This is a genomic window from Variovorax sp. Varisp46, from assembly GCF_059491885.1.
In genome coordinates this window covers 628838-651023 of the sequence record NZ_CP168515.1, presented here as the reverse complement: position 1 = coordinate 651023, position 22186 = coordinate 628838, and the positions used below count along the sequence as shown (strand labels likewise).

Annotated in this window: 22 protein-coding genes; 7 read left to right on the top strand and 15 right to left on the bottom strand. The window is 65.4% G+C overall.

Translation table 11 applies throughout. From position 1 onward, the window contains the following. Positions 1–38: 38 nt before the first annotated feature. The 3 genes from trpB to accD all read left to right on the top strand — a co-directional run bounded on the left by trpB (position 39) and on the right by accD (position 3100). Complete coding sequence (gene trpB, locus ACEN9N_RS02970; RefSeq protein WP_413314976.1) at positions 39–1316, top strand: tryptophan synthase subunit beta; 1278 nt, start codon at positions 39–41, stop codon at positions 1314–1316. Next, the gene (gene trpA, locus ACEN9N_RS02965; protein ID WP_413314977.1) at positions 1316–2161 is read left to right on the top strand and encodes a tryptophan synthase subunit alpha; all 846 of its coding nucleotides are present in this window, start codon (positions 1316–1318) and stop codon (positions 2159–2161) included. The genes trpB and trpA overlap by 1 nt, the downstream gene beginning before the upstream one ends. A gap of 66 nt (positions 2162–2227) precedes the next feature. After that, positions 2228–3100: an acetyl-CoA carboxylase, carboxyltransferase subunit beta gene (accD, locus tag ACEN9N_RS02960; RefSeq protein ID WP_007830494.1), complete on the top strand. Its 873-nt coding sequence runs from the start codon at positions 2228–2230 to the stop codon at positions 3098–3100. Between the two features lie 68 nt (positions 3101–3168). Here the strand turns inward: accD and ACEN9N_RS02955 are convergent, their stop codons facing one another. Next, on the bottom strand, positions 3169–3729 hold the full coding sequence (locus ACEN9N_RS02955; RefSeq protein ID WP_007830493.1) for a YggT family protein: 561 nt from the start codon (positions 3727–3729) through the stop codon (positions 3169–3171). A gap of 25 nt (positions 3730–3754) precedes the next feature. Between ACEN9N_RS02955 and ACEN9N_RS02950 the strand changes: the two genes are divergently transcribed. The 4 genes from ACEN9N_RS02950 to ACEN9N_RS02935 all read left to right on the top strand — a co-directional run bounded on the left by ACEN9N_RS02950 (position 3755) and on the right by ACEN9N_RS02935 (position 7901). After that, the gene (locus ACEN9N_RS02950; RefSeq protein ID WP_478178688.1) at positions 3755–4423 is read left to right on the top strand and encodes an LON peptidase substrate-binding domain-containing protein; all 669 of its coding nucleotides are present in this window, start codon (positions 3755–3757) and stop codon (positions 4421–4423) included. 123 nt (positions 4424–4546) lie between these two features. After that, positions 4547–6109, top strand: a complete 1563-nt coding sequence (gene lysS, locus ACEN9N_RS02945) for a lysine--tRNA ligase (protein ID WP_413314979.1) — start codon at positions 4547–4549, stop codon at positions 6107–6109. Beyond that, a complete protein-coding gene (locus ACEN9N_RS02940; RefSeq protein ID WP_495655328.1) occupies positions 6106–7383 on the top strand; it encodes an Hsp70 family protein in 1278 nt (425 codons plus the stop codon). Before lysS ends, ACEN9N_RS02940 begins: the two co-directional genes overlap by 4 nt. Beyond that, on the top strand, positions 7380–7901 hold the full coding sequence (locus tag ACEN9N_RS02935) for a M48 metallopeptidase family protein (RefSeq protein ID WP_495655327.1): 522 nt from the start codon (positions 7380–7382) through the stop codon (positions 7899–7901). Before ACEN9N_RS02940 ends, ACEN9N_RS02935 begins: the two co-directional genes overlap by 4 nt. Before the next feature lie 113 nt (positions 7902–8014). Here the strand turns inward: ACEN9N_RS02935 and ACEN9N_RS02930 are convergent, their stop codons facing one another. The 14 genes from ACEN9N_RS02930 to ACEN9N_RS02865 form a co-directional block, all read right to left on the bottom strand. Then, a complete protein-coding gene (locus ACEN9N_RS02930; protein ID WP_495655326.1) occupies positions 8015–8881 on the bottom strand; it encodes a DUF7164 domain-containing protein in 867 nt (288 codons plus the stop codon). 21 nt (positions 8882–8902) lie between these two features. Next, a complete protein-coding gene (locus tag ACEN9N_RS02925; RefSeq protein WP_495655325.1) occupies positions 8903–10249 on the bottom strand; it encodes a glycosyltransferase family protein in 1347 nt (448 codons plus the stop codon). 3 nt (positions 10250–10252) lie between these two features. Continuing rightward, positions 10253–11347 carry a beta-N-acetylhexosaminidase gene (gene nagZ / locus ACEN9N_RS02920; RefSeq protein WP_495655324.1) on the bottom strand — a complete coding sequence of 365 codons (1095 nt, stop codon included), beginning with the start codon at positions 11345–11347 and terminating at the stop codon, positions 10253–10255. Further along, a complete protein-coding gene (acpS, locus tag ACEN9N_RS02915; protein WP_007830485.1) occupies positions 11344–11736 on the bottom strand; it encodes a holo-ACP synthase in 393 nt (130 codons plus the stop codon). The genes nagZ and acpS overlap by 4 nt, the downstream gene beginning before the upstream one ends. Positions 11737–11749: 13 nt before the next feature. Further along, entirely contained in the window at positions 11750–12526 is a 777-nt protein-coding gene (locus ACEN9N_RS02910; protein WP_495655323.1) for a pyridoxine 5'-phosphate synthase, read from the bottom strand. After that, complete coding sequence (recO, locus tag ACEN9N_RS02905) at positions 12523–13293, bottom strand: DNA repair protein RecO (protein WP_413314986.1); 771 nt, start codon at positions 13291–13293, stop codon at positions 12523–12525. The genes ACEN9N_RS02910 and recO overlap by 4 nt, the downstream gene beginning before the upstream one ends. A 129-nt stretch (positions 13294–13422) precedes the next feature. After that, positions 13423–14388: a GTPase Era gene (era, locus tag ACEN9N_RS02900; protein ID WP_007830482.1), complete on the bottom strand. Its 966-nt coding sequence runs from the start codon at positions 14386–14388 to the stop codon at positions 13423–13425. A 7-nt stretch (positions 14389–14395) separates the two neighbouring features. Beyond that, positions 14396–15082, bottom strand: a complete 687-nt coding sequence (rnc, locus tag ACEN9N_RS02895) for a ribonuclease III (protein ID WP_007830481.1) — start codon at positions 15080–15082, stop codon at positions 14396–14398. 17 nt (positions 15083–15099) lie between these two features. Continuing rightward, positions 15100–15468: a DUF4845 domain-containing protein gene (locus tag ACEN9N_RS02890; RefSeq protein WP_007830480.1), complete on the bottom strand. Its 369-nt coding sequence runs from the start codon at positions 15466–15468 to the stop codon at positions 15100–15102. A gap of 34 nt (positions 15469–15502) precedes the next feature. After that, on the bottom strand, positions 15503–16468 hold the full coding sequence (gene lepB / locus ACEN9N_RS02885) for a signal peptidase I (RefSeq protein ID WP_413331408.1): 966 nt from the start codon (positions 16466–16468) through the stop codon (positions 15503–15505). 7 nt (positions 16469–16475) lie between these two features. Then, positions 16476–18287: a translation elongation factor 4 gene (lepA, locus tag ACEN9N_RS02880; RefSeq protein WP_007830478.1), complete on the bottom strand. Its 1812-nt coding sequence runs from the start codon at positions 18285–18287 to the stop codon at positions 16476–16478. A gap of 521 nt (positions 18288–18808) precedes the next feature. Next, positions 18809–20290, bottom strand: a complete 1482-nt coding sequence (locus ACEN9N_RS02875) for a DegQ family serine endoprotease (RefSeq protein WP_413314988.1) — start codon at positions 20288–20290, stop codon at positions 18809–18811. 95 nt (positions 20291–20385) lie between these two features. Then, entirely contained in the window at positions 20386–21468 is a 1083-nt protein-coding gene (locus tag ACEN9N_RS02870) for a MucB/RseB C-terminal domain-containing protein (RefSeq protein ID WP_007830476.1), read from the bottom strand. A gap of 29 nt (positions 21469–21497) precedes the next feature. Next, complete coding sequence (locus ACEN9N_RS02865) at positions 21498–22172, bottom strand: sigma-E factor negative regulatory protein (RefSeq protein WP_413314989.1); 675 nt, start codon at positions 22170–22172, stop codon at positions 21498–21500. Positions 22173–22186: the final 14 nt, after the last annotated feature.

The window sequence follows — 22186 nt, the reverse complement described above, 5'->3', positions numbered from 1 at the left end:
CCGATCGATGTCGGGCTGCGGCCCACCGATCGAGAACCATGCAAAGCAACTACCAGCAACCCGACGCCACCGGCCATTTCGGCAATTACGGCGGCACCTTCGCGAGCGAAACGCTCACCCACGCGATCAACGAACTGCGCGACGCGTACGCCAGGTTCAAGGACGATCCGGCCTTCCTTGCCGAATTCCACTACGAGCTGAAGCACTTCGTCGGCCGTCCCTCGCCGATCTACCACGCCGCGCGCACCAGCCGCGAAATGGGCGGCGCGCAGATCTACCTGAAGCGCGAAGACCTCAACCACACCGGCGCGCACAAGATCAACAACGTGATCGGCCAGGCGATGCTCGCGCGCCGCATGGGCAAGCCCCGCGTCATCGCCGAGACCGGCGCCGGCCAGCACGGCGTGGCCACCGCCACCATCTGCGCACGCTACGGCCTCGAATGCGTGGTCTACATGGGCAGCCAGGACGTGAAGCGCCAGAGCCCGAACGTCTACCGCATGAACCTGCTCGGCGCGACCGTGGTGCCCGTCGAATCGGGCAGCAAGACGCTGAAGGACGCGCTCAACGAGGCGATGCGCGACTGGGTCACGAACGTGGAAAACACTTTCTACATCATCGGCACCGTGGCCGGTCCGCACCCCTACCCGACCATGGTGCGAGACTTCCAGAGCGTGATCGGCACCGAGTGCATCGAGCAGATGCCCGCCATGCTCGCGGCCGACGGCATCACCGGCGAAGCGGAGGGCAGGCAGCCCGACGTGGTGGTCGCCTGCGTGGGCGGCGGCAGCAATGCGATGGGGATTTTCCATCCCTACATTCCGTTTGCCGGCACGCGCCTGATCGGCGTCGAGGCCGCGGGTGAAGGGCTCGACAGCGGCAAGCACTCGGCCTCCATCCTGCGCGGCAGCCCGGGCGTGCTGCACGGCAACCGCACCTACCTGCTGCAGAACGACGACGGCCAGATCACCGAGACGCACAGCATCAGCGCGGGGCTCGACTACCCCGGCGTGGGCCCCGAGCACGCGTACCTGGCCGACATCGGCCGGGCCGAATACGTCGGCATCACCGACACCGAGGCGCTCGAAGCTTTCCATTATTTGTGCCGAACGGAGGGCATCATTCCCGCGCTCGAATCCAGCCATGCCGTGGCCCACGCGATGAAGCTCGCGAAGACCATGCGCCCCGATCAATCCATCCTGGTGAACCTCTCGGGCCGTGGCGACAAGGACATCGGCACCGTGGCCGACCTTTCGGGCGTCGACTTCTATGACCGCCCCTCGATGCGCGGCCTCAGCGTGAAGGGAGGCAAGTGATGAGCCGCATTGCAACCACCTTCGACGCACTGAAAAAAGACGGCCGCCGCGCCCTCATTCCCTACGTCACCGCCGGTTTCCCGTTCGCAGACATCTCGCCCGAGCTGATGCACGGCATGGTCGAGGCCGGCGCCGACGTGATCGAGCTGGGCGTGCCCTTCTCCGACCCCATGGCCGACGGGCCCGTGATCCAGAAGGCCGGCGAGGCCGCGCTGGCATTGGGCATCGGCATGAAGCAGGTGCTGGCCATCGTCGCCGCCTTCCGCCAGAAGGACGCGACCACGCCCGTGGTGCTGATGGGCTATGCCAACCCGGTCGAGCGCTACGACCTCGTGCACGGAAAGAAAGCCTTCATCCGCGATGCGGCCGCGGCCGGCGTCGACGGCCTGCTGGTGGTCGACTACCCGCCCGAGGAATGCGAAGCTTTCGCCGCGGACCTGAAGGCGGCCGGCATCGACCTGATCTTCCTGCTCGCGCCAACGAGCACCGACGAGCGCATGGCGCAGGTCGCGCGCATCGCGAGCGGCTACGTCTACTACGTGTCGCTCAAGGGCGTGACCGGCGCCGGACACCTCGACACCGAGGCGGTCGGGCAGATGATTCCGCGCATCCGCCAGCACGTGAGCATTCCGGTCGGCGTGGGTTTCGGCATTCGCGACGCGCGCACCGCGCAGGCGGTCGGCTCGGCCGCCGATGCGGTCGTGATCGGTACGAAGATCATCCAGTTGATCGAAGACCAGCCCCGCGAAAAGGTCGTGCCCGTGGTGCGCGAATTCCTCGCCGGCATCCGCGAGGCGCTCGATGCGCTGCCGGCGGCTATCCCGAAGAATGCGGCTGGCCGATAATCGCTGCTGCCCCTCACCCCCAGCCCCTCTCCCGCATGCGGGAGAGGGGAGCTAATTCGGAGTCCTATGAGCTGGCTTGAAAAACTGCTACCCGCCAAGATCGCACAAACCGACCCATCGGAGCGCCGCCAGGTGCCCGAGGGCCTGTGGATCAAGTGCCCCGCCTGCGAGACCGTCCTCTACAAGACCGACCTCGAGCACAACCAGAACGTCTGCCCCAGTTGCAGCCACCACCACCGCATCGGCGCCCGCGCGCGGCTCGACGCGTTCCTCGACGCCGAGGGCCGCTACGAAGTCGGCCAGGAAGTGCTGCCGGTCGACGCCCTGAAATTCAAGGACAGCCGCAAGTACCCCGAGCGGCTCAAGGAAGCGCTGGAGAACACCGGCGAGACCGACGCGCTGGTCGTCATGGGCGGCTCGGTGCACAGCATCAGCGTGGTCGTGGCCTGCTTCGAGTTCGAGTTCATGGGCGGCTCCATGGGCAGCGTGGTCGGCGAGCGCTTCGTGCGCGGCGTCGAAACCGCCATCGAGCAGAAGGTGCCCTTCATCTGCTTCACCGCAACCGGCGGCGCGCGCATGCAGGAAGGCCTGCTCTCGCTCATGCAAATGGCCAAGACCAACGCCGCGCTCACGCGCCTCGCGAAGAAGGGCCTGCCCTACATCAGCGTGCTGACCGACCCGACGATGGGAGGCGTGTCGGCCGGCTTCGCCTTCGTGGGCGACGTGGTCATTGCCGAGCCCAAGGCGCTGATCGGCTTCGCCGGCCCTCGCGTGATCGAGTCGACCGTGCGCGTGACGCTGCCCGAAGGCTTCCAGCGCGCCGAGTTCCTGCAGACCAAGGGCGCCATCGACTTCATCAGCGACCGCCGCGAACTGCGCAAGACCATTGCCAGCTCGCTGGCCATGCTGCTGCGCCAGCCGGCCGACGCGGTCAGCTGAGGAACGAACAGCAAGCCAATGCAAAAGAGCCCGGGTGCGATGCACCCGGGCTCTTTTGCTTGCGAGGCTCAGAACGTCAGTTGATAGGCAAACACCAGCAGGTTGCCCAGCACGATCGCGATCACCTGCAGTACCACGATGGCCGCCAGCGGCGAGAGATCGACGCCGCCGATCAGCGGGATGAAGCGCCTGAAGGGCCGCACCAGCGGCTCGGCCAAACGGGAGATCAAGTCAAGCAGCATCGGCGACGCGCCCGGAATCCAGGACAGCACCGCATAAACCACCAGCAGTGCGGTCAGGCCCGAGACGGCCAGCTGCATCAGCCCGACCAGCGACACCAGGGGAAGGGTCGCAATCCGTCCCAGGTTGCCGGCAAGCAGCCACAGCAGCAGGAACTTCAGCAGCACCAGCAGCCACGCGGCGATCAGGCTGGCAAGGTCCCAGCGCTTCACCGACGGCACGATGCGCCGCAGCGGCAGCACGATCCAGTCGGTGATGGCGAACACGAAGCGCCCGAGCGGATTGCCGAACGGCACCCGGTGGTATTGCATGTAGAGGCGCAGCAGGCAGGCGCCGCCGAGCAGGCCGACGATCACGTCGAGGAGGAACGAGGGAATCTGATAGAGCATGGGGCGCAGCCGTGAGCGGAATGCGATGATAGCCACGCAAGGCTCTTCGATGACGACACTACCCCTTTTGCATTCACTGCCATTGTTTCCGCTCGGTACGGTCCTGTTTCCGGGCGGCCTTCTTCCGCTGCGCATCTTCGAGGTCCGCTATCTCGACATGATCGGCAAATGCCGCAAGGCCGACGCGCCCTTCGGCGTGGTGAGCCTCACCAGCGGCAGCGAAGTGCGCAAGGCCGGCGCCGATGCGGAGAGCTTCGCTGCCATCGGGACGTTGGCGATGATTCGCGAGTTCGAATCGCCGCAAAGCGGGCTGCTGCAGATCGAATGCGTGGGCACGCAACGCTTCCGGGTGCGCGACACTGAGTTGCAGAAGCACGGTCTGTGGGTCGCCGAAGTGGAGGCCGTGGCCGACGACGTCGCGCTGGAAATTCCCGACGACCTGAAACACACCGCCACGGCACTGCAACGCCTGATCGACACGCTCGAGGAGCGGCGCCGCGAACAGGGCGGATCGGTACGGTTGCCCATCGGCATGCCCTACCTGCTCGACGATTGCGGCTGGGTGGCGAACCGCTGGTGCGAACTGGTGCCGATGCAGCTCGAACTGAAGCAGCGCCTGATGGAGCTCGACAGCCCGCTGATGCGCCTCGAGCTGATCAGCGATCTGCTCGCACGCACGGGTATTGCTCAATAGATCGCTATATTTTTCGTAGCGCATTACGCAGGATCGGCGGGCATTGGACAGCGGCTTCGCCTGAATCCGATCGGCTAAAATGCCGGGCTCGCGCACGCTCCCGTTGCGCCTCACCCGCTCTCCATGTCCGATCACCTGACCCCTCCCATTCCCACGCCCGCTGCAGCGCCCGCCTCGGCGCCGGCCGTCGACGACAACCAGCTCATCGCCGAACGCCGCGAGAAGCTCAAGCTGCTGCGCACAGCGCAGACCGAGGGCAAGGGGGTTGCGTTCCCGAACGACTTCAAGCCGGGCCACCGCGCCGCGGCACTCGTCGAGGCACATGGCGCCACCGAGGCCGAGGCCCTCGAAGCGCAAGCCGTTTCCGTGAGCGTGGCCGGCCGCATGATGCTCAAGCGCGTGATGGGCAAGGCCAGCTTCGCGACCGTACAGGACGCCACGAGCCGCATCCAGCTCTACGTGACGCGCGACGCGGTCGGCGAAGACGTCTACGCCGATTTCAAGCGCTGGGACCTCGGCGACATCGTGGGCGCCGAAGGCACGCTGATGAAGACCAAGACCGGCGAGTTGTCGGTCAAGGTCACGAAGCTGCGCCTGCTTACCAAGAGCCTGCGCCCGCTGCCCGACAAGTTCCACGGCATGGCCGACCAGGAGCAGAAGTACCGCCAGCGCTACGTCGACCTGATCACCGACGAAACCGCCCGTGTGCGCTTCACCGCGCGCAGCAAGGCAGTGAGCGCGCTGCGCGAATTCATGGTGGCCAATGATTTCCTCGAAGTCGAGACGCCCATGCTCCACCCGATTCCGGGCGGCGCGAACGCCAAGCCTTTCAAGACGCACCACAACGCGCTCGACCAGGAAATGTTCCTGCGCATCGCGCCCGAGCTCTACCTCAAGCGCCTGATCGTCGGCGGCTTCGAGCGCGTGTTCGAGATCAACCGGAGCTACCGCAACGAGGGCATCTCGGTGCGGCACAACCCCGAGTTCACGATGATGGAGTTCTACGCGGCCTACTGGAACTACCGCGACCTGATGGACTTCACCGAGACGCTGATCCGCACCATCGCCGACAAGGCCGTGGGCACGCAGCAACTCACGTACGGCGGCAAGGCCGTCGATCTGACGCAGCCCTTCGAACGCCTGACGATCCGCGAAGCGATCCTCAAGCACACCGACGCCGGCGACGGTGTGGACGACAGCGCCTGGCTGATCAATGCACTGCGCAAGATCGGCCTCAGCGAAGAGAAGGACAAGCTCTCGCAGCGCAGCCTCGCGAGCCTGCAGGTGATGTACTTCGAGGAAACCGTCGAAGAAAAGCTCTGGCAGCCGACCTTCATCATGGAGCACCCGACCGAGATCTCGCCGCTGGCGCGCGCCAACGACGAGCGCCCCGAAGTCACCGAGCGCTTCGAGCTCTACATCACGGGCCGCGAATTCGGCAATGGCTTCAGCGAGCTCAACGACGCCGAAGATCAGGCCGCGCGCTTCAACGCCCAGGTGGTCGCCAAGGACAGCGGCGACGACGAAGCCATGTTCTACGACCACGACTTCGTTCGCGCCCTCGAATACGGCATGCCGCCCACCGGCGGCTGCGGCATCGGCATCGACCGGCTGATGATGCTGCTGACCGATTCGCCGAGCATCCGCGATGTGATTCTGTTCCCGGCGCTGCGCAGGGAATCTTGAACGTGCAGTTACCGTCGTCGCTGCCGACGATCGGCATCGACTTCGGCACCTCCAACTCCGCCGTGGCCTGCCGGGTCGACGGCGAGACCCGCTTGTTGCCCATCGAAGGCGCGGCCACCACCCTGCCCACCGCGATCTTCTTCAATGCCGAAGACCGAACCACGCATTTCGGCCGCGACGCCATCGGCCAGTACCTCTCGGGCACCGAAGGCCGGCTGATGCGCTCGCTGAAGAGCCTGCTCGGCAGCGCGCTGATGCAAGAGAAGACCGCCATTTACGACGGCCTCGTGAGCTTCGAGGACATCATCGCCCGCTTCCTGCGAGAGCTGGCCGTGCGCGCCAGCCGTGAACTCGGCCAGATGCCCGAGCGCGTGGTGATCGGCCGGCCCGTGCACTTCGTGGACGACGATCCGAAGCGCGACGAGCGTGCCGAGGAAAGCCTGCGCCACGCGGCACGCGCAGCGGGGTTCCGCGAGATCGCCTTCCAGCTCGAGCCGATCGCAGCCGCGTTCGACTACGAGCAGCGCATCGCCAAGGAGTCGATCGTGCTCATCGTCGACATCGGCGGCGGCACCTCCGACTTCACCGTAGTGCGCGTCGGACCCGAGCGCGCGACCCGCGAGGACCGCAGCGACGACGTGCTGGCCACCAGCGGCGTGCACATCGGCGGCACCGATTTCGACCAACGCCTGAACCTCGAGCGCGTGATGCCGCAGTTCGGCTTCCGGCACCACGGCCCGCAGGGGCGCGAAGTGCCGAGCAAGGTGTTCTTCGAACTCTCCTCCTGGCACCTTATCAACTGGCTCTACGCCGCCAAGGCAGTGCGCCAGGCGAAAGACCTGCGCACGAGCTACAGCGACACGCGGCTGCACGACCGGCTGATGACCGTGCTCGAGGAACGGCACGGGCATCGCATCGCGAGTGCGGTGGAAGCGGCCAAGATCGATGCGTCGATCACCGACGCCGAAACCGCCATCGACCTCGGTTGTGCCGAGCGCGGGCTGGTGGCCTCGCTCACGCCGGCCGACATGGCTCAACAATTGGCAGGTTCGCTCGAGAACGTGATCGCCTGCGCGCACGCCTGCGTCAAGCGCGCGGGCCTGCGCAGCGGTGACCTCGACGCGATCTATCTCACCGGCGGCTCTTCCGCCCTTCGGCCGTTCCAGCACGCTCTGCGCAGGAGCTTCGCGGGCGTGAATCTGGTCGAGGGTGACCTGTTCGGCGGCGTGGCTACGGGACTCGCCTGCGCGGCGCGCACCGGGTACCGGGCATGAAATACCTGGCGGGCTATCCGGCGCCCCTGCTGGATCAGGTCCGCCAGCTGATGGCCGGGGACAAGCTGGCCGCGATGCTCGGCAAGCGCTATCCCGACGGGATGCACAGCGTGCAGACCGACCGCGCGCTCTACGACTACGTGAGCGACCTCAAGAGCGAGTTCATGCGCAAGGCCGAGCCGCTGTCGAAGGTCATGTTCGACAACAAGCTGCATGTGATCCGCAACGCGCTCGGGACACACACAACAGTTTCGCGCGTGCAGGGCGGAAAGCTCAAGGCAAAGCGTGAAATCCGGGTGGCGAGCCTGTTCAAGGGCGTGCCCCTGGCTTGGTTGCGGATGATCGTTGTGCACGAACTCGCACATACCAAGGAAAAGAGTCACGACAAGGCCTTCTACGCGCTATGCGCGCACATGGAGCCCGACTACCATCAGCTCGAATTTGACCTGCGGCTCTACCTGACCCACCTGGACACCGGCGGCGAACCGCTCTGGTCGACGGCCTCGAAGGCGCCGTGACCGCCCGCCTTTCCCTTTTCCACGGATCGACCGCACCCATGTCCACCCCGCCGACCGAAGCCGTCCGCGAGACGCTGGCACGCATCGGGCGCTGAAGACTTCCCGCGTCTTCCTCAGTCCACCGCGGCCCTTACCTGCTCGACGTCGGCGACGGCCAGCCAGTGGCAGTAGCCGCCCGAGGTGCGCCGGTCGATTTCGTCGAGCGCCATGCCGGCATATTTGCCAGCGCGGTACTGGTGCTTGGACCAGTACTGGTCGGTGTGCCACGCATGGATGTGCAGGACGTCGCTGCCCAGCGCGCGGTTCGCATAGGGCAGATGGTCAAGCAGTCCCAGCGAGCATTGCTGGGGGTAGGTGCGACGCAAGGCCAGTTCGCCCGCGTACATCGTGACGACGTTCTTGCACCAGCCCGGCCATGTACCCTGGAAGTGGCGAAACTCCTCGTCGAGCAGCTTGTTGCAGTAGTCGAGCTGGGACTCCACGAAATTGCAGACGAACTCGGACGGCCCGAGCACCGAAGCGCCGACGTTGTGCAGGCCGGAATGCGGAAAACCCCAGCGCTGGCTGCACTCGGACAGCTTGCGGCGAACCTCTTCTTCATAGGCGTACGCGCCGAAGCCGAAGCACAGGCCGGTCGGCGTGAAGTTCGTGAGCGCCGGCGTGACGAAGGTATCGCAATCGGTCTTCAGCAGGGTGTCGTACTTCCTGCACTCCTCGATCACGGCCGGCTTGCACAGGTTCGCCACGGAATTGATGTAGCCGTAGCCGTTCCAGTCGGCATTGCGCTGCGCGTAGGGCTCGCTCGGAATCACGACGATCCGCTCGTCTTGAGGCAGTGCGCCGACGGCGTCCGGATGGCAGACGGCGATGATCCTTGCACGCGAGAACAGGTTCGAGAAGATCATGCTTTTGTAGAGCCATGAAAACTCGTCGATGATTTCCCGTTTGTTGTCGATGTAGACCAGCACGCCCATCGTCATGTCGTTTCCTTTCGCCAACTGCTATCGGATCCGTTGCGAGCGGGCATCCATCGCGGCCATGTACACGGAGCGGTAAGGCTCGCCGAGATTGATGAAATGCACCAGCAAGGAGTCCTCGCTGGCCAGATGCGGCGGCGTGTTGATGCTGAGGTTGTCAAGGATGTTCTGCTCGCCGACAAGGCCCTCTTCCATCAGCACCTCGTTCGTGTAGTACTGGTCGCCCTGGCTGCTGTAGACCGCCGACTTGTCAGCCACGCCGCCGATGCGCTCCCAGATGCGGTCGAGCAGGCGCGAGTTGCCGGGCGTGTTCCGAAAACCCATGACGCCAGAGTTGAACTGCCAGGCGCCGACGTCCTTGGCAAGCAGCAGGTCGCGGCCTTCGAGCAGTGGCTCGATGCGTTTCGCCTGGTTGTAGAAGACGACATCCGCATCCACCCAGATGACCCACTCATGACGGGCCAGGTGCTGGTTGATGAGCCAGCTCCGGATCCAGGAGCCGTTGATGTTCGGACCGATGGATGCGGGAATGTCGCGGTACACGTGGTACGCATGGCCATGCCTGCCGCAATAGCGGCGCACGTTGTGCTCGGACACGCGCGCGTAGCTCCGGATATGCGGCGTATAGAGCGTCAGAAAGGCGACGGGCGCCTCCGGGTTGTAGCTGTCCACCGCCGCCGGCGATACCTCCGGGTACGCCGGTTCCTGCAGGACCGGGCGCCCCTGGGTCAACGCCTCGTCGACCTGCTCTGCCAGCAAGCGCTGCAGGTTCAGATCGTGCAGCATGTCCTCGCGCAGTTCGCCCTCCACCTCGACCGGCAGCGCTCCCAGGTTGACCACGAAGATCGACGCCTGGTACCACTGCGCAATGCGCCAGGACACGTTGACGTAGAACCCCTGCTCCATGGCATTGCATCCCAGCAGGCCCGCAGGCCGCAGGCGCGCGGCCTCGTCGATGCGTTTCGCCGCCAGCGCGATCACGTGCCCTGAATCGACGATCAACTGGTGCAGCATCGACCGGTTGGCAGCCGTGTTGCGCACGACCATCATGTTGGTCATGGCCAGGCCCGTCTGGCTGCCCACGGGAGGACTCTCGACCGCGAGCAGGTCACGTCCCTGCATCAGGACGTCGATCGCCACGGGGTGGAAGACCACCGAATCGCCATCGATGAAGAACAGCCAGTCTCCTTCGGTCAGCGTGCGCAGATGGCGCAGGATCTCGCTGTACTTGGCGCTGGCGCGAAGCGCCGGGTGAAGGATGCGGTCGCTCTCGATCCATTTGTGGGGATAGCCGTAGAGCCTGCAGTAGTGCGCGTGGTTGCGCAGCACCGCTTCGTCCTGGCGCTGAAGGATACTGAGGCACAAGGGCATGGCTTACTCCGCAAGGCCGGGCTGGGCCAACGCACGCTTGGCGTCACGGTAGGCCGTGGAAGCCACCAGTGCGTCCCAGGCAATCGAGGGGCCACTTGGCAACAGGCCCCTGCGGCGCGCTTCGCTGCGCATGTCAGGCTTCCAGCGCTCAGTGCGCGCCGCGAGAGCGAAGTCTTCGAGCATTTCATCCAGCGGCGCGCCGTCGCCAACGCTCTTGTTGCACAGCATCGCCAGATCGCACCCGGCTTCGAGCGCAGCCAGCGCCGCATCGGCGTAGCTGAGCAACCGGCCATCGATATAGCGGCCCGCCTCCATGCTCAGGTCGTCGCTGAACACGGCGCCGCCGAAGGCAAGGCGCTGGCGCAGGATCGCCTTGAGCCACTTCGACGAAAACCCCGCCGGCCGCTTGTCGACCTTCGGATAGATCACGTGCGCAGGCATCACCGCAGCGAGCGTGCCCGACAGCCAGTCGTACGGCTTGGCATCGTCGTCCAGGATGGCCTTGAGGCCGCGCTCGTCCACCGGAATCTCGACGTGCGAATCCGCATGCACGAACCCGTGTCCCGGGAAGTGCTTGCCGCAGTTGCGCATGCCCATCTGCAGCATGCCGTGCATCACGCTCTTGGCCAGCAGCGCGACCACGCGCGGGTCGCGGTGGAAGCTGCGGTCGCCGATGACGCTGCTGCCGCCGTAGTCCAGGTCGAGCACCGGTGCGAAGCTGAAGTCGACGCCGCAGGCGCGCAGCTCGCCCGCCAGTACCTGTCCGGCAGCGGTCGCGGCCTGGGTGGCGCGCATGGCGTCGCGCATCCACAGCTCGCCCAGCGCGCGCATCGACGGCAGGCGCGTGAAGCCGTCGGTGCGAAAGCGCTGCACGCGGCCACCTTCGTGGTCGACGCAGATCAGCAGGTCGGGCCGGATTGCCTTGATCTCGGCGTTGAGCACGGTCATCTGGGCGCGATCCCGCCAGTTGCGGGCGAAATGGATCACGCCGCCGACAAGCGGATTGGCGAGGCGCCGGCGGTCGGCGTCGTTGAGTTCGGTGGCCGCCACATCGATGATCAGCGGCGCGTGGGGGCGATCGGCAAGCCCGGCAGTCATGTTTTCTCCACCACCACGAAGCTCGCGGCGTATTCGGTTTCGTCGGTCACGGTCACGTGGGCCGTGAGGCCCTGCGCCTCGAACCAATCCTTCAGGTCGCCATGCAGCACGATGACGGGCTTGCCGCTGCGCAGGTTCGCGATTTCGCACAGCCGCCAGCTCATGGGCGAACGCATGCCCAGGCCGATAGCCTTGCTGAAGGCCTCCTTGGCGGAGAACCGGGTCGCAAGGTAGCTCAGGCCGCGCTTGGGCCAGCGAGCGCGGCGGGCTTCCCAGACCTTGAACTCGGCATCGCTCAGCACCTTGCGGGCAAAGCGTTCACCCTGCCGCTCGAAGGTCGCTGCAATGCGACGCAAGTCGCAGATGTCGGTGCCAATGCCGTAGATCATGCGGCGCTGGCGTTCATTGCTGCGCCTCGTCGATGCAGCGCAGGTAGTCGCGCGTGGCGGCCGTGTAGCCAAGCTCGAGCGCGTCGGCCACGAAGGCATGGCCGATCGAGACTTCCTGCACGCCGGGCACCGCGCGCAGGAAGGCGGCGAGGTTGTCGCGGCTCAGGTCGTGCCCGGCATTGACGCCCAAACCCGCGGCCAGCGCCGCGCGCGCCGAATCGGCATAGCGCGCCAGCACCGCCTGCTCGTCGGGCGTGCCGCGTGATGCCGCGTAGCCTTCGGTGTAGAGCTCGACGCGGTCGGCGCCCACGGCCTTGACCGCGGCCATCATCTCGGGGATCGGGTCCATGAACAGGCTGACGCGTACGCCCAGCGCCTTGGCTTCGGCGATCAGCGGGCGAAGGCGGTCGGCGTCGTCGGGGAAGGTCCAGCCGTGGTCGCTGGTCGACTGGGTTTCGCTGTCGGGCACGAAGGTGGCCTGGTGCGGCTTCAGCGTGCGCACGAAATCCATCAGGTTCTGGAACGGGTTGCCCTCGATGTTGAACTCGATGACCGGCCAGTCCTTGGCGAGCAGCGCCGACAGGTCGCTGACGTCGTGCGCGCGGATATGGCGTGCATCGGGCCGCGGATGCACCGTGATGCCGTGCGCACCGGCGGCCAGGCAGGCCTGGGCAGCCTTCACCACGCTCGGAATGCCCAGGTGGCGCGTGTTGCGGACCAGGGCGACCTTGTTGAGGTTGACCGACAGCGAGGTGGCAGTGGCGATGCCGGCGTGGCCTGAAGTGCTCATAGTGCTTGCAGATCTCTCATCATTTGCCGCGTGCGCAGCGTGGACACGCCGCAATGGTAGTTGAGCAAGGCGCGCAACTGGTTGCGCAGGGCACTGTTGCTACCGGCGTTCATGGTGGCAATTTCACGCAACGTGGCGGTAAAAGGAGCCCGGTCGTCGAGAACGGCCTGCAGAGCCTGCCACTCGGTACCGGTCAGTGCTGCCTCGTCGGCGGCGGCCTGGCGCAATCCGGCTTCGGGCACGAGGCTGTAGCGCTCCCGGGCGGCGAGCGGTTCCAGCGTGAGGGTCTGCGCATCGAGCGAGGGCAGCAGGCCGACCCCGCGCAGCAGCAGCAGTTCGAAAGCGCGCAGCGCCGCCGCCTGGGTGGCCGCCTGGGCCTCGGCGTGATCGCCCGCCAGCACCTGAACAACCCCGGCGTAGGCGTCGAACAGCGCTTCGTGGGCGTCATCGCGCGCCAGCAGTCGCAGCAGCAGTTCGTTGACGTAGTAGCCCGACAGCAGCGCCTCGCCGGTCGGCATGACGTGGCCGCCCATCCATTCGGCGCCCTTGAGCGTGCGGATCTCGGCGTCGCCACCGTAGTTGAGCTGCAGCGGCTGCAGCGGCAGCAGCACGGGACGGAAGTTGGAGCTCGGCCGCTTCGCCCCCTTGGCCACGAGCGCGATGCGACCGTGGTGGCGGGTGAATACCTCGAGGATCAGGCTCGACTCGCTCCAGTCGTAGCGATGGAGGACGTAAGCCGGCTCGTGCGAAACGCGGTGGGTGGCCATGTCAGTGCGCTATGGAGCATCGAGGCTTGAAGGCGGCAAACGCCGTGGAACCGGCTTCGCCGGGCCACTGGCGTTGCCCCCTGCAAGGGGGTTGGCGGCTACGCGAAGCGAGCAAGCCTGGGGGTTTGCCTACTCATAGCCGAAGGAACGCACGCGGGCTTCGTCATCGGCCCAGCCCGAGCGCACCTTCACCCACAGTTCGAGGAACACCTTGGCGTCGGCCAGCTTTTCGAGCTCGACGCGCGTTTCCATGCCGATGCGCTTGATGCGCTCGCCCTTGTCGCCGATCACCATGGCCTTGTGGCCGTCGCGCTCGACCACGATGGTGGCGGCAATGCGCAGCAGGCGCTTCTGGCCCTTCTTCTGGGGCGGCTCTTCCTCGAACTTGTCGATGATGACGGTCGAGGTGTAGGGCAGCTCGTCGCCGGTGAGGCGGAACAGCTTCTCGCGCACCAGCTCGCCGGCGAGGAATTTCTCGCTGCGGTCGGTCAGCTCGTCCTCGTCGTAGAACCAGGGCTGTTCGGGCAGGTACTTCTCGCAGATGCCGAACAGGCGCTCGACATCCTTGGCGTTCTTCGCCGACATCGGTACGAACTCGGCGAAGCTGTGCTTCTCCTGCATGGTCTTCAGCCAGGGCGCGATGTCACCGCGGCGGTGCACGTTGTCGAGCTTGTTGGCCAGCAGAACGGTGGGGATGCCCTTGCCGAGCAGCTTGAGCACGCGCTCGTCGGCCGGCGTGAAGCTGCCGGCCTCGACCACGAACAGGATCAGGTCCACGTCGCCGACCGCGCCCTGCACGGTCTTGTTGAGCGACTTGTTCAGCGCGTTGGCGTGCAGGGTCTGGAAACCCGGCGTGTCGACGAACACGAACTGCGTGGCGCCCAGCGTGCGCATGCCGGTGATCCGGTGGCGCGTGGTCTGCGCCTTGCGCGAGGTGATGCTGATCTTCTGGCCCACCAGCGCGTTGAGCAGCGTCGACTTGCCCACATTGGGCTTGCCGACAATGGCGATGAGCCCACAGTGCTGGGGACCGCCGGTACCCGCGCCGCCTTCTGCGTCTTCGGGCCCGGCTACGGGATTGATAGCATCGTTCATAGTGATTTCACGCGGCACCGCGTGCCTTGAGCCGGATCAACATGGCAGCCGCGGCCGCCTGCTCACCGGCGCGGCGCGAGCCGCCGATGCCGCGTTCGCGAAGCCCCAACTCGGGCACCTCGCACTCGACATCGAAAGTCTGCTTGTGCGCCGCGCCCAGTGTGGCAGCCACGCGATACACCGGCAGCTTCATTTTGTGACCCTGCAGCCATTCCTGCAATTCGGTCTTCGGATCCTTGGCCGCGGCTTCCATGCGCGGGTTGATTTCGACCGACTCGTAGAGCCGGTGCACCAGCGCCTCGGCGGCGGCAAAGCCGGCGTCCAGATAGACCGCGCCGATCAGCGCCTCGAGCGCATCGGCCAGGATCGACGGCCGGTTGGGCCCGCCCGATCGCGCCTCGCCCTCGCCGAGCCGCAGCAGCGGCGACAGCGCCAGTCCTACCGCCAGGCGATGCAGCGTGTCCTGCTTGACGAGGTTGGCACGCACGCGCGACAGGTCGCCTTCGGGCAAAGCCGACAGGCGCATGTAGAGCAGGTGCGAGACCGCCAGGTTCAGCACCGAGTCGCCGAGAAACTCGAGGCGCTCGTTGTGGTCGGCCGAGAAACTGCGGTGCGTGAGCGCGAGCTGGAGCAGCCGCGGGTCGGAGAAGGTGTGCTGGAGGCGCGCCTGCAGCGCGGCGAGGCTGCCGTCCACCTTTTTTGGCGCCGTGTTCAGCGGGTTTCGCCCTTGTACTTGAGCGTCAGGAAGGCGGGGCCGAACAAGGGGATCTCGCGCTCGTACGAATACGACACGACCACCTTGTCGCCGACCTTCTTGATCTCGAGGTCCCTGCCGCTGACCGACTTGAAGTCGTCGATGGCCTGGGCGCGATCGAAAATCGCGCGCACTTCGGGCACGGTTGCCCCCTCCTTGGCCTTGTTGGCGGCCTTGTCGATGGCCTGCCATTCAATCAGCGTCGGGATGACCTGCGCGACGACCACGCCCAGGCACCCGAGCACCACCGCGACGAACACCAAGCCGATGAACGAAATGCCGCGTTGCTGCGCAGCCCTGCTGCGAACGAACCGATGTGTTCTCATGCCCTCATACCCCTCGAACTATGCTGATGAATGCTTATTGAAACGGACCGATGCGACCCAGATCGCCGAAGTTCATCCAGACGAAGAACGCCCTGCCCACGATGTTCTTGTCTGGAACGAAGCCCCAGAAACGCGAGTCCGCCGAATTATCGCGGTTGTCGCCCATCATGAAATAGTTGCCGGCCGGCACCTTGCAGACCACGCCTTCGACCGAGTAGCGGCAGTTTTCGCGAAACGGAAAGTCGCTGGCGCCCGGAACGAAAGACGGCGCGGCCTCGTCGTTGAGCAGCTTGTGCTGCTTGCCGCCCAGGTCCTCCCCGTATTGCTTGAGCAGGCGCATCGACTCGCTGTCGAGGTAGTCGGCATCCGCCACCTTGGACACCGGCTGGCCGTTGATCGTCAGCTTCTTGTTCAGGTAGGCCACTTCGTCGCCGGGAATACCGACCACGCGCTTGATGTAGTCCATGCTCGGCTTGGGCGGGTAGCGGAACACCACCACGTCGCCGCGCGCCAGCGGCGTTCCGTCGGTGATCTTGGTGTTGATCACGGGCAGGCGCAGGCCGTAGGTGAACTTGTTGACCAGGATCAGGTCACCGGTCAGCAGCGTGGGCATCATCGAGCCCGAGGGAATCTTGAAGGGCTCGTAGAGAAACGAGCGCAGCAGGAACACCACCAGGATCACGGGGAACAGGCCCGCGGTCCAGTCGAGCCACCAGGGCTGCATCAACAGCCGCTCGCTCGCCTTCGCGTCGGCCGTATCGACCTGCCTGATGCCCTGCTCGGCCAGGCGCGCATTGCGCTCGGTCAGCGAGTCTTCGAGCCTGGCGGCGGCCCGTTCGCGCCGGGGCAGGAAATAGAAGCGCTCGGCCAGCCAGTACAGCCCAGTGACCACTGTGGCCAGGAACAGCAGCAAGGCGAAGTTGCCTTCGATCGCGTTGAAATACCAGGCGCCGACATAGGCGGCAAAAGCCGCGAGGACCAGGGAGGTGAGGAATGCCATTTTTTGATCAGTCTTCGACTTGCAGAATCGCGAGGAAGGCCTCTTGCGGGACCTCGACGGAGCCGATCTGCTTCATTCTTTTCTTGCCCGCCTTCTGCTTCTCGAGCAGCTTCTTCTTGCGGGTGATGTCGCCGCCATAGCACTTGGCCAGCACGTTCTTGCGAAGCGCCTTGATTGTCTCACGCGCAATGATGGTGACCCCAATGGCCGCCTGGATCGCCACGTCGTACATCTGGCGCGAAATGATCTCGCGCATCTTCGACACCACCGCCCGGCCGCGGTACTGCGACTGGCTGCGGTGCACGATGATCGACAGCGCGTCGACCTTGTCGCCGTTGAGCAGGATGTCGACCTTGACCACGTCCGAAGCGCGGTACTCCTTGAACTCGTAGTCCATCGAGGCGTAGCCGCGGCTCACCGATTTCAGCTTGTCGAAGAAGTCGAGCACGATCTCGCCGAGCGGCATCTCGTAGGTCAGCATGACCTGGCGGCCGTGGTAGGCCATGTTCATCTGCACGCCGCGCTTCTGGTTGGCCAGCGTCATGACGGAGCCGACGTATTCCTGCGGCATATAGAGATGCACGGTGACGATGGGCTCGCGGATCTCCGCCATCCTGCCGACGTCGGGCATCTTGGACGGGTTCTCGACCATGAGCACTTCGCCGTCGTTCTTGACCACCTGATAGACCACGCTCGGCGCGGTCGTGATCAGGTCCTGGTCGAACTCGCGCTCCAGGCGCTCCTGCACGATCTCCATGTGCAGCAGGCCGAGGAAGCCGCAGCGAAAGCCGAAGCCGAGCGCCTGGCTCACCTCGGGCTCGTAGCGCAGCGACGAATCGTTGAGCTTGAGCTTTTCGAGCGCGTCGCGCAGCGAGTCGTACTCGCTCGCTTCGGTCGGGTAGAGGCCCGCAAACACCTGCGGCTGGATCTCCTTGAAGCCGGGCAGCGCCTCGGTGGCCGTGGCCGCCGCGCCGCCGCTGCCGGGCTTGATCAGCGTGACCGTGTCGCCGACCTTGGCCGCCTGCAGTTCCTTGATGCCCGCGATGATGTAGCCCACCTCGCCCGCCTCGAGCGACGCACGCGCTTCGTTGGCGGGCGTGAAGACGCCGACGCTGTCGGCGTTGTACATCGCACCCGACGCCATCATCTTGATGCGATCGCCCTTCGCGAGCCGGCCGTCGACCACGCGCACCAGCATGACGACGCCGACGTACGCATCGAACCAGCTGTCGACGATCATCGCGCGCAGCGGACCGTCGGGATTGCCGCGCGGCGCGGGCATTTTGGCGACGATGGCTTCGAGAATGTCGTCGATGCCCACGCCGGTCTTTGCCGAGCACGGGATCGCATCGGTCGCGTCGATGCCGATCACGTCTTCGATCTCGGTGCGTGCGTTGTCGAGATCCGCGTTGGGCAAATCGATCTTGTTGAGCACGGGCACCACTTCGACGCCGAGGTCGAGCGCGGTGTAGCAGTTGGCCACTGTCTGCGCTTCGACGCCTTGCGATGCATCGACGACGAGCAATGCGCCTTCGCATGCCGACAGCGAGCGGCTCACTTCATACGAGAAGTCGACGTGGCCTGGCGTGTCGATCAGATTGAGGTTATAGACCTGCCCATCGCGTGCCTTGTAGTGCAGCGCAGCGGTCTGTGCCTTGATGGTTATCCCACGCTCTTTTTCGATGTCCATCGAGTCGAGCACCTGCGCTTCCATCTCGCGTTCTGCGAGGCCGCCGCAACGCTGGATCAAACGGTCTGCGAGCGTCGACTTGCCGTGGTCGATGTGCGCAATGATCGAAAAGTTTCTGATGTGATTCATCAACGGGAACGCTTAAGTACTTGAATTGGCTCGTGCGCAGAGTGCGACAGGCAAGAAAAAAGGGCGCGTCTTCTGGAGACGCGCCCTGAACCAACAAGCAATGGCAACTGCAGTAGTTGGAACTTCATTGTAGGCAAAAAGGGAAGCACGTACATCCGGGAACAGGGTCCAAAGGGGTCGTTGCAGGTCCACAACATCAAAGATACGAACAGGTTATCCACAGGATCGGTGGAGCAGTTGCTGAACAACTTGTGGGCGATCTGTGGAGCACCGGTGGACTGCCGTCTGACATCTCGCATCGTGAAGGTCAGGGCACTCCTTATGCGCTGACCGCCCGCCGAGGGTGCCCTATTCTACCGAAATCCGTCCTTAGCCTTCCGATAAGTTAGTAATCGCAAACAAATATTGGCATTTCCAGGCCGTCAGATTTTTTTCGAGGCTGGCCCCAGAACGTCGCAAACACCTCAAAAAATGGCCCCAAACCCGACTGCCGGGTGGGGCCACTTGACGCCAACGCCGGATCAGCGTGCGGGACGAATCAGCGCGTACTGCGCCCAGTCGCCGCGACGGAACAGCACACTGAGCGGCTTGCTCTTGTCGGCCTTGCCGACGGCCGACTCGAATTCGCGCACACTCGAAACCTCGACATTCGCCACCGCCAGGATGACGTCGCCTTCGCGCAGGCCCGCACGAGCCGCGGCGTCGTTGGCGGCATCGACCTTCACGCCGCCCTTCAGCTTGAGTTCTTTCTTCTGCGCATCGGTGAGATCGCTCACGGCCAGGCCGAGCGACTTGAGGGCAGCGGATGCCGACGGCTTCGGCGCCGGCTCGTCGCGGTCGCTCGCGCGCTTGCCGGGCTTGTCGGGCTCGATCTCGGCAATGGTCACGTTGAGCTCGCGCGAAGCACCGCGGCGAAACACCGTGAGCGTGCTCTTGGTGCCCGGCTTGGTGTTGCCCACCAGGCGCGGCAGGTCGCTCGGCTTCTCGATGGCCTTGCCGTCGAACTTGGTGATGACGTCGCCCGGCTCCACGCCGGCCTTCTCGCCCGGCGAACCGGCTTCGACGCCGCGCACCAGTGCACCCTGCGCCTTGCCCAGGCCGATGGCTTCGGCCACGTCCTTGGTCACCTGGTCGATCTGCACGCCGATGCGGCCGCGCGAAACGCGCCCCGACGTGCGCAGCTGCTCGCTCACGCGGATCGCCTCGTCGATCGGGATCGAGAACGAGATGCCCATGAAACCGCCCGAGCGCGAGTAGATCTGGCTGTTGATGCCGACCACTTCGCCGCGCATGTTGATCAGCGGGCCACCCGAGTTGCCGGGGTTGATGGCCACGTCGGTCTGGATGAACGGCAGGTATTCGCCGGTGTCGCGCTGCTTGGCGCTCACGATGCCGGCGGTGACGGTGTTCTCGAGGCCGAAGGGCGAGCCGATGGCCATCACCCATTCGCCGACACGCAGCTTGGAGATGTCGCCGATCTTCACCGCGGGCAGGCCCGCGGCCTCGATCTTGACGACCGCGACGTCGGTGCGCTTGTCGGCGCCGATGATCTTGGCCTTGAACTCGCGCTTGTCGGTCAGCGTGACCAGCACTTCGGAGGCGTCCTCGACCACGTGCGCATTGGTCATCACGTAGCCGTCGGCCGTGAGGATGAAACCGGAGCCGACGCCGCGCGGACGCTCCTCTTCCTGCGGCTGCTGCGGCCGGTTCGGCCGCGGGGTCGAGCGCGGTGTGCCGGGCAGCGGCTGGCCAAAGAAGCGGCGGAAGAACTCCTGCATTTCCTCGTCCATCTCGCCGTTGCTGCCGCGCTGTGCGACCTTCTCGACGGTGCGGATGTTGACCACGGAGGGGCCCACCTGATCGACCAGGTCGGTGAAATCGGGCAGTGTGCGCGTCTGCGCATGGGCCGGCTCGACCGGCAGGAATGTGGAGCCAGCTGTCACTGCGAGCGCAAGAGCCAGCAGGCCGGAACGAAACTTGTGTCCCTCGACTTTGAAGATCATCGGTTTTCTTTCAAAAGAACAGAGCGGCTGAAAAACAAGTGCTGTGAGTCTGCATCGTCCGCTTGGTTCAGCGCAATTGGCGCTTGTGCGGCCTGTCAGCGCGTACGCGCGAGGCTTTGGGCGAATGCATTGAGCGTCTGCTGCGGCACCTCGCCGACCGCGGTCAGCCACCAGTCGCCGGCCGGTTCGGGCAGACGCCGGCGGATGGCATTGGTCGCGCCGATGGTCAGCACGCCGTCGCGGGGCGCGCGCGCCGCGTCGTAGCGCTCGATGAAGAGCGACACCGAGGCCAGGCCATCGGAGAAGGTCCACTGGACCGTGGCCGCGTCCTGCTTCGGCTTGCCGCCGCTGCCTTCGCTGCCTGCTGTCGGACGGCGGAAGAAGCTTCGGGGCTTGAATCCGGCCACGGGTGTTCGCAGCATCCAGCCTTCGTCCTGCGCGTTGCTGCGCTCGAGCTCCAGCTTCTCGACGCGGTAGCCCGAGGTGTTGGACATCATCTGCGAGAGCGCCTGCGCCTTCACCGGCGCGTCGAGCTGCAGTTCGGAGAAGGCCGATTGCTCCACTACGCGGGATTCGCTGTCGACGGTCTGCAGCTTCACCACCAGTCCCGAGCGGCGCTCGCTCCAGATGCGATAGCCGAAGCGCAGCCCGTCGTGCGGCACCAACTGCACCACGTCGGCGTCGAAACCGGCCACACGGTCCTTGCCGATCGCGCGCACGTCGTAGAAATCGCCGATCGATGAATCGGGCTGGTCCGGCAGGTTCGGGAAGAGATCGAGGTTCTCGCGCTTCTCGACCTTCACAACTTTTGCTTCCGGCAGGAAGGTCATGACATTGCGGTTGCGCCGGAAGGTCGAGCGCTGCGGCCCCGACAAGGCTTCGATGCGTTCGATCTGGTGCTCGCCGTCGCGCACATGCCAGATGCGCGCGCTCGACAGATCGCCGCCCGGCGCCGACACCACGAAGGTGCCCACATAGTTGCGCTGCCGGGCCCCCGCGTGCATGCGCTGCAACCACTCGGTCACGCCCATGGCCGGCGGCTCGTCCGTCTGTGCGGTGGCCGCACTCTTCGCATTTGCAGCGCCCGAGCGGGTCTGCGCGGTGGCAGCCTGCGCAAGGCAGAAAGCGGCAAACACAAGCACGCAGGCGCGTGCGGAGATCGGCATCTGAACGGTCATTGCGGGCGGCGGGTAGGAGTTGCGCGCGCTCAGCGCGTCGGTCCCTCGAAAGTGGCATTGCGCAGGAAACCGGAAGGCATTTGCGATGCGCCGCCGGCCTGCTGGTGCGCCTCGAGCAATTGGTCGAGCCGCGGATCGCGCAACATGACTTGAGGATTGCCATTGCCCACGAGCACGCGCGTCGGGGTCAGCACGCTGCCGGCGGGCTGCGGGCTGTTGATCGCTGCTGCCGCCAGCACCGAATTCACCGCCGGCTGCTGTTGCTGCGGGACAGACGCCAGCTGCGCGCCTCCCTGCGGAACCGCGGTGCCGTTGCCGACCAGGGTCCAACTGATGGCGGCCACGGCCATCAGCGACGCAGCGCCGGCCACCAGCTTCCAGCGGAACACCGGCTCGTTGGCCGCTTCCGCCCTGCGCTGCACAGGCTGTGCCACCGATGCGGCGACCGGCGTCGACGCAGGGGCGACCATCACGGGCTCCGCCGCCAATCGCTGTTGGAAGCGCGCCAAGAATGTGGAGGTGTCGCTGCACGGCGAATGCGAACCCGAACGCAGCACGTCGCCCGCGACGTGGAAGGCCTGCCATGCCGCCCGCGCCTCGCCATCGGCGCAGATTGCTTCGATCGCCTGCGCGAACGCCTCGCCCTGCAAATGACCATCCGCAAGTGCGGACACCTGTTCCCGAACCGTCATCGTCTGATTCATTTCATTCACCTGCT

What these genes read in the sequence shown, in the direction of transcription:
- trpB (WP_413314976.1), top strand. Translation starts at nt 39, where the DNA reads ATGCAAAGCAACTACCAGCAACCCGACGCCACCGGCCATTTCGGCAAT.
- trpA (WP_413314977.1), top strand. Translation starts at nt 1,316, where the DNA reads ATGAGCCGCATTGCAACCACCTTCGACGCACTGAAAAAAGACGGCCGC.
- accD (WP_007830494.1), top strand. Translation starts at nt 2,228, where the DNA reads ATGAGCTGGCTTGAAAAACTGCTACCCGCCAAGATCGCACAAACCGAC.
- ACEN9N_RS02955 (WP_007830493.1), bottom strand. Translation starts at nt 3,729, where the DNA reads ATGCTCTATCAGATTCCCTCGTTCCTCCTCGACGTGATCGTCGGCCTG.
- ACEN9N_RS02950 (WP_478178688.1), top strand. Translation starts at nt 3,755, where the DNA reads ATGATAGCCACGCAAGGCTCTTCGATGACGACACTACCCCTTTTGCAT.
- lysS (WP_413314979.1), top strand. Translation starts at nt 4,547, where the DNA reads ATGTCCGATCACCTGACCCCTCCCATTCCCACGCCCGCTGCAGCGCCC.
- ACEN9N_RS02935 (WP_495655327.1), top strand. Translation starts at nt 7,380, where the DNA reads ATGAAATACCTGGCGGGCTATCCGGCGCCCCTGCTGGATCAGGTCCGC.
- ACEN9N_RS02930 (WP_495655326.1), bottom strand. Translation starts at nt 8,881, where the DNA reads ATGACGATGGGCGTGCTGGTCTACATCGACAACAAACGGGAAATCATC.
- ACEN9N_RS02925 (WP_495655325.1), bottom strand. Translation starts at nt 10,249, where the DNA reads ATGCCCTTGTGCCTCAGTATCCTTCAGCGCCAGGACGAAGCGGTGCTG.
- nagZ (WP_495655324.1), bottom strand. Translation starts at nt 11,347, where the DNA reads ATGACTGCCGGGCTTGCCGATCGCCCCCACGCGCCGCTGATCATCGAT.
- acpS (WP_007830485.1), bottom strand. Translation starts at nt 11,736, where the DNA reads ATGATCTACGGCATTGGCACCGACATCTGCGACTTGCGTCGCATTGCA.
- ACEN9N_RS02910 (WP_495655323.1), bottom strand. Translation starts at nt 12,526, where the DNA reads ATGAGCACTTCAGGCCACGCCGGCATCGCCACTGCCACCTCGCTGTCG.
- recO (WP_413314986.1), bottom strand. Translation starts at nt 13,293, where the DNA reads ATGGCCACCCACCGCGTTTCGCACGAGCCGGCTTACGTCCTCCATCGC.
- era (WP_007830482.1), bottom strand. Translation starts at nt 14,388, where the DNA reads ATGAACGATGCTATCAATCCCGTAGCCGGGCCCGAAGACGCAGAAGGC.
- ACEN9N_RS02890 (WP_007830480.1), bottom strand. Translation starts at nt 15,468, where the DNA reads ATGAGAACACATCGGTTCGTTCGCAGCAGGGCTGCGCAGCAACGCGGC.
- lepB (WP_413331408.1), bottom strand. Translation starts at nt 16,468, where the DNA reads ATGGCATTCCTCACCTCCCTGGTCCTCGCGGCTTTTGCCGCCTATGTC.
- lepA (WP_007830478.1), bottom strand. Translation starts at nt 18,287, where the DNA reads ATGAATCACATCAGAAACTTTTCGATCATTGCGCACATCGACCACGGC.
- ACEN9N_RS02875 (WP_413314988.1), bottom strand. Translation starts at nt 20,290, where the DNA reads ATGATCTTCAAAGTCGAGGGACACAAGTTTCGTTCCGGCCTGCTGGCT.
- ACEN9N_RS02870 (WP_007830476.1), bottom strand. Translation starts at nt 21,468, where the DNA reads ATGACCGTTCAGATGCCGATCTCCGCACGCGCCTGCGTGCTTGTGTTT.
- ACEN9N_RS02865 (WP_413314989.1), bottom strand. Translation starts at nt 22,172, where the DNA reads ATGAATCAGACGATGACGGTTCGGGAACAGGTGTCCGCACTTGCGGAT.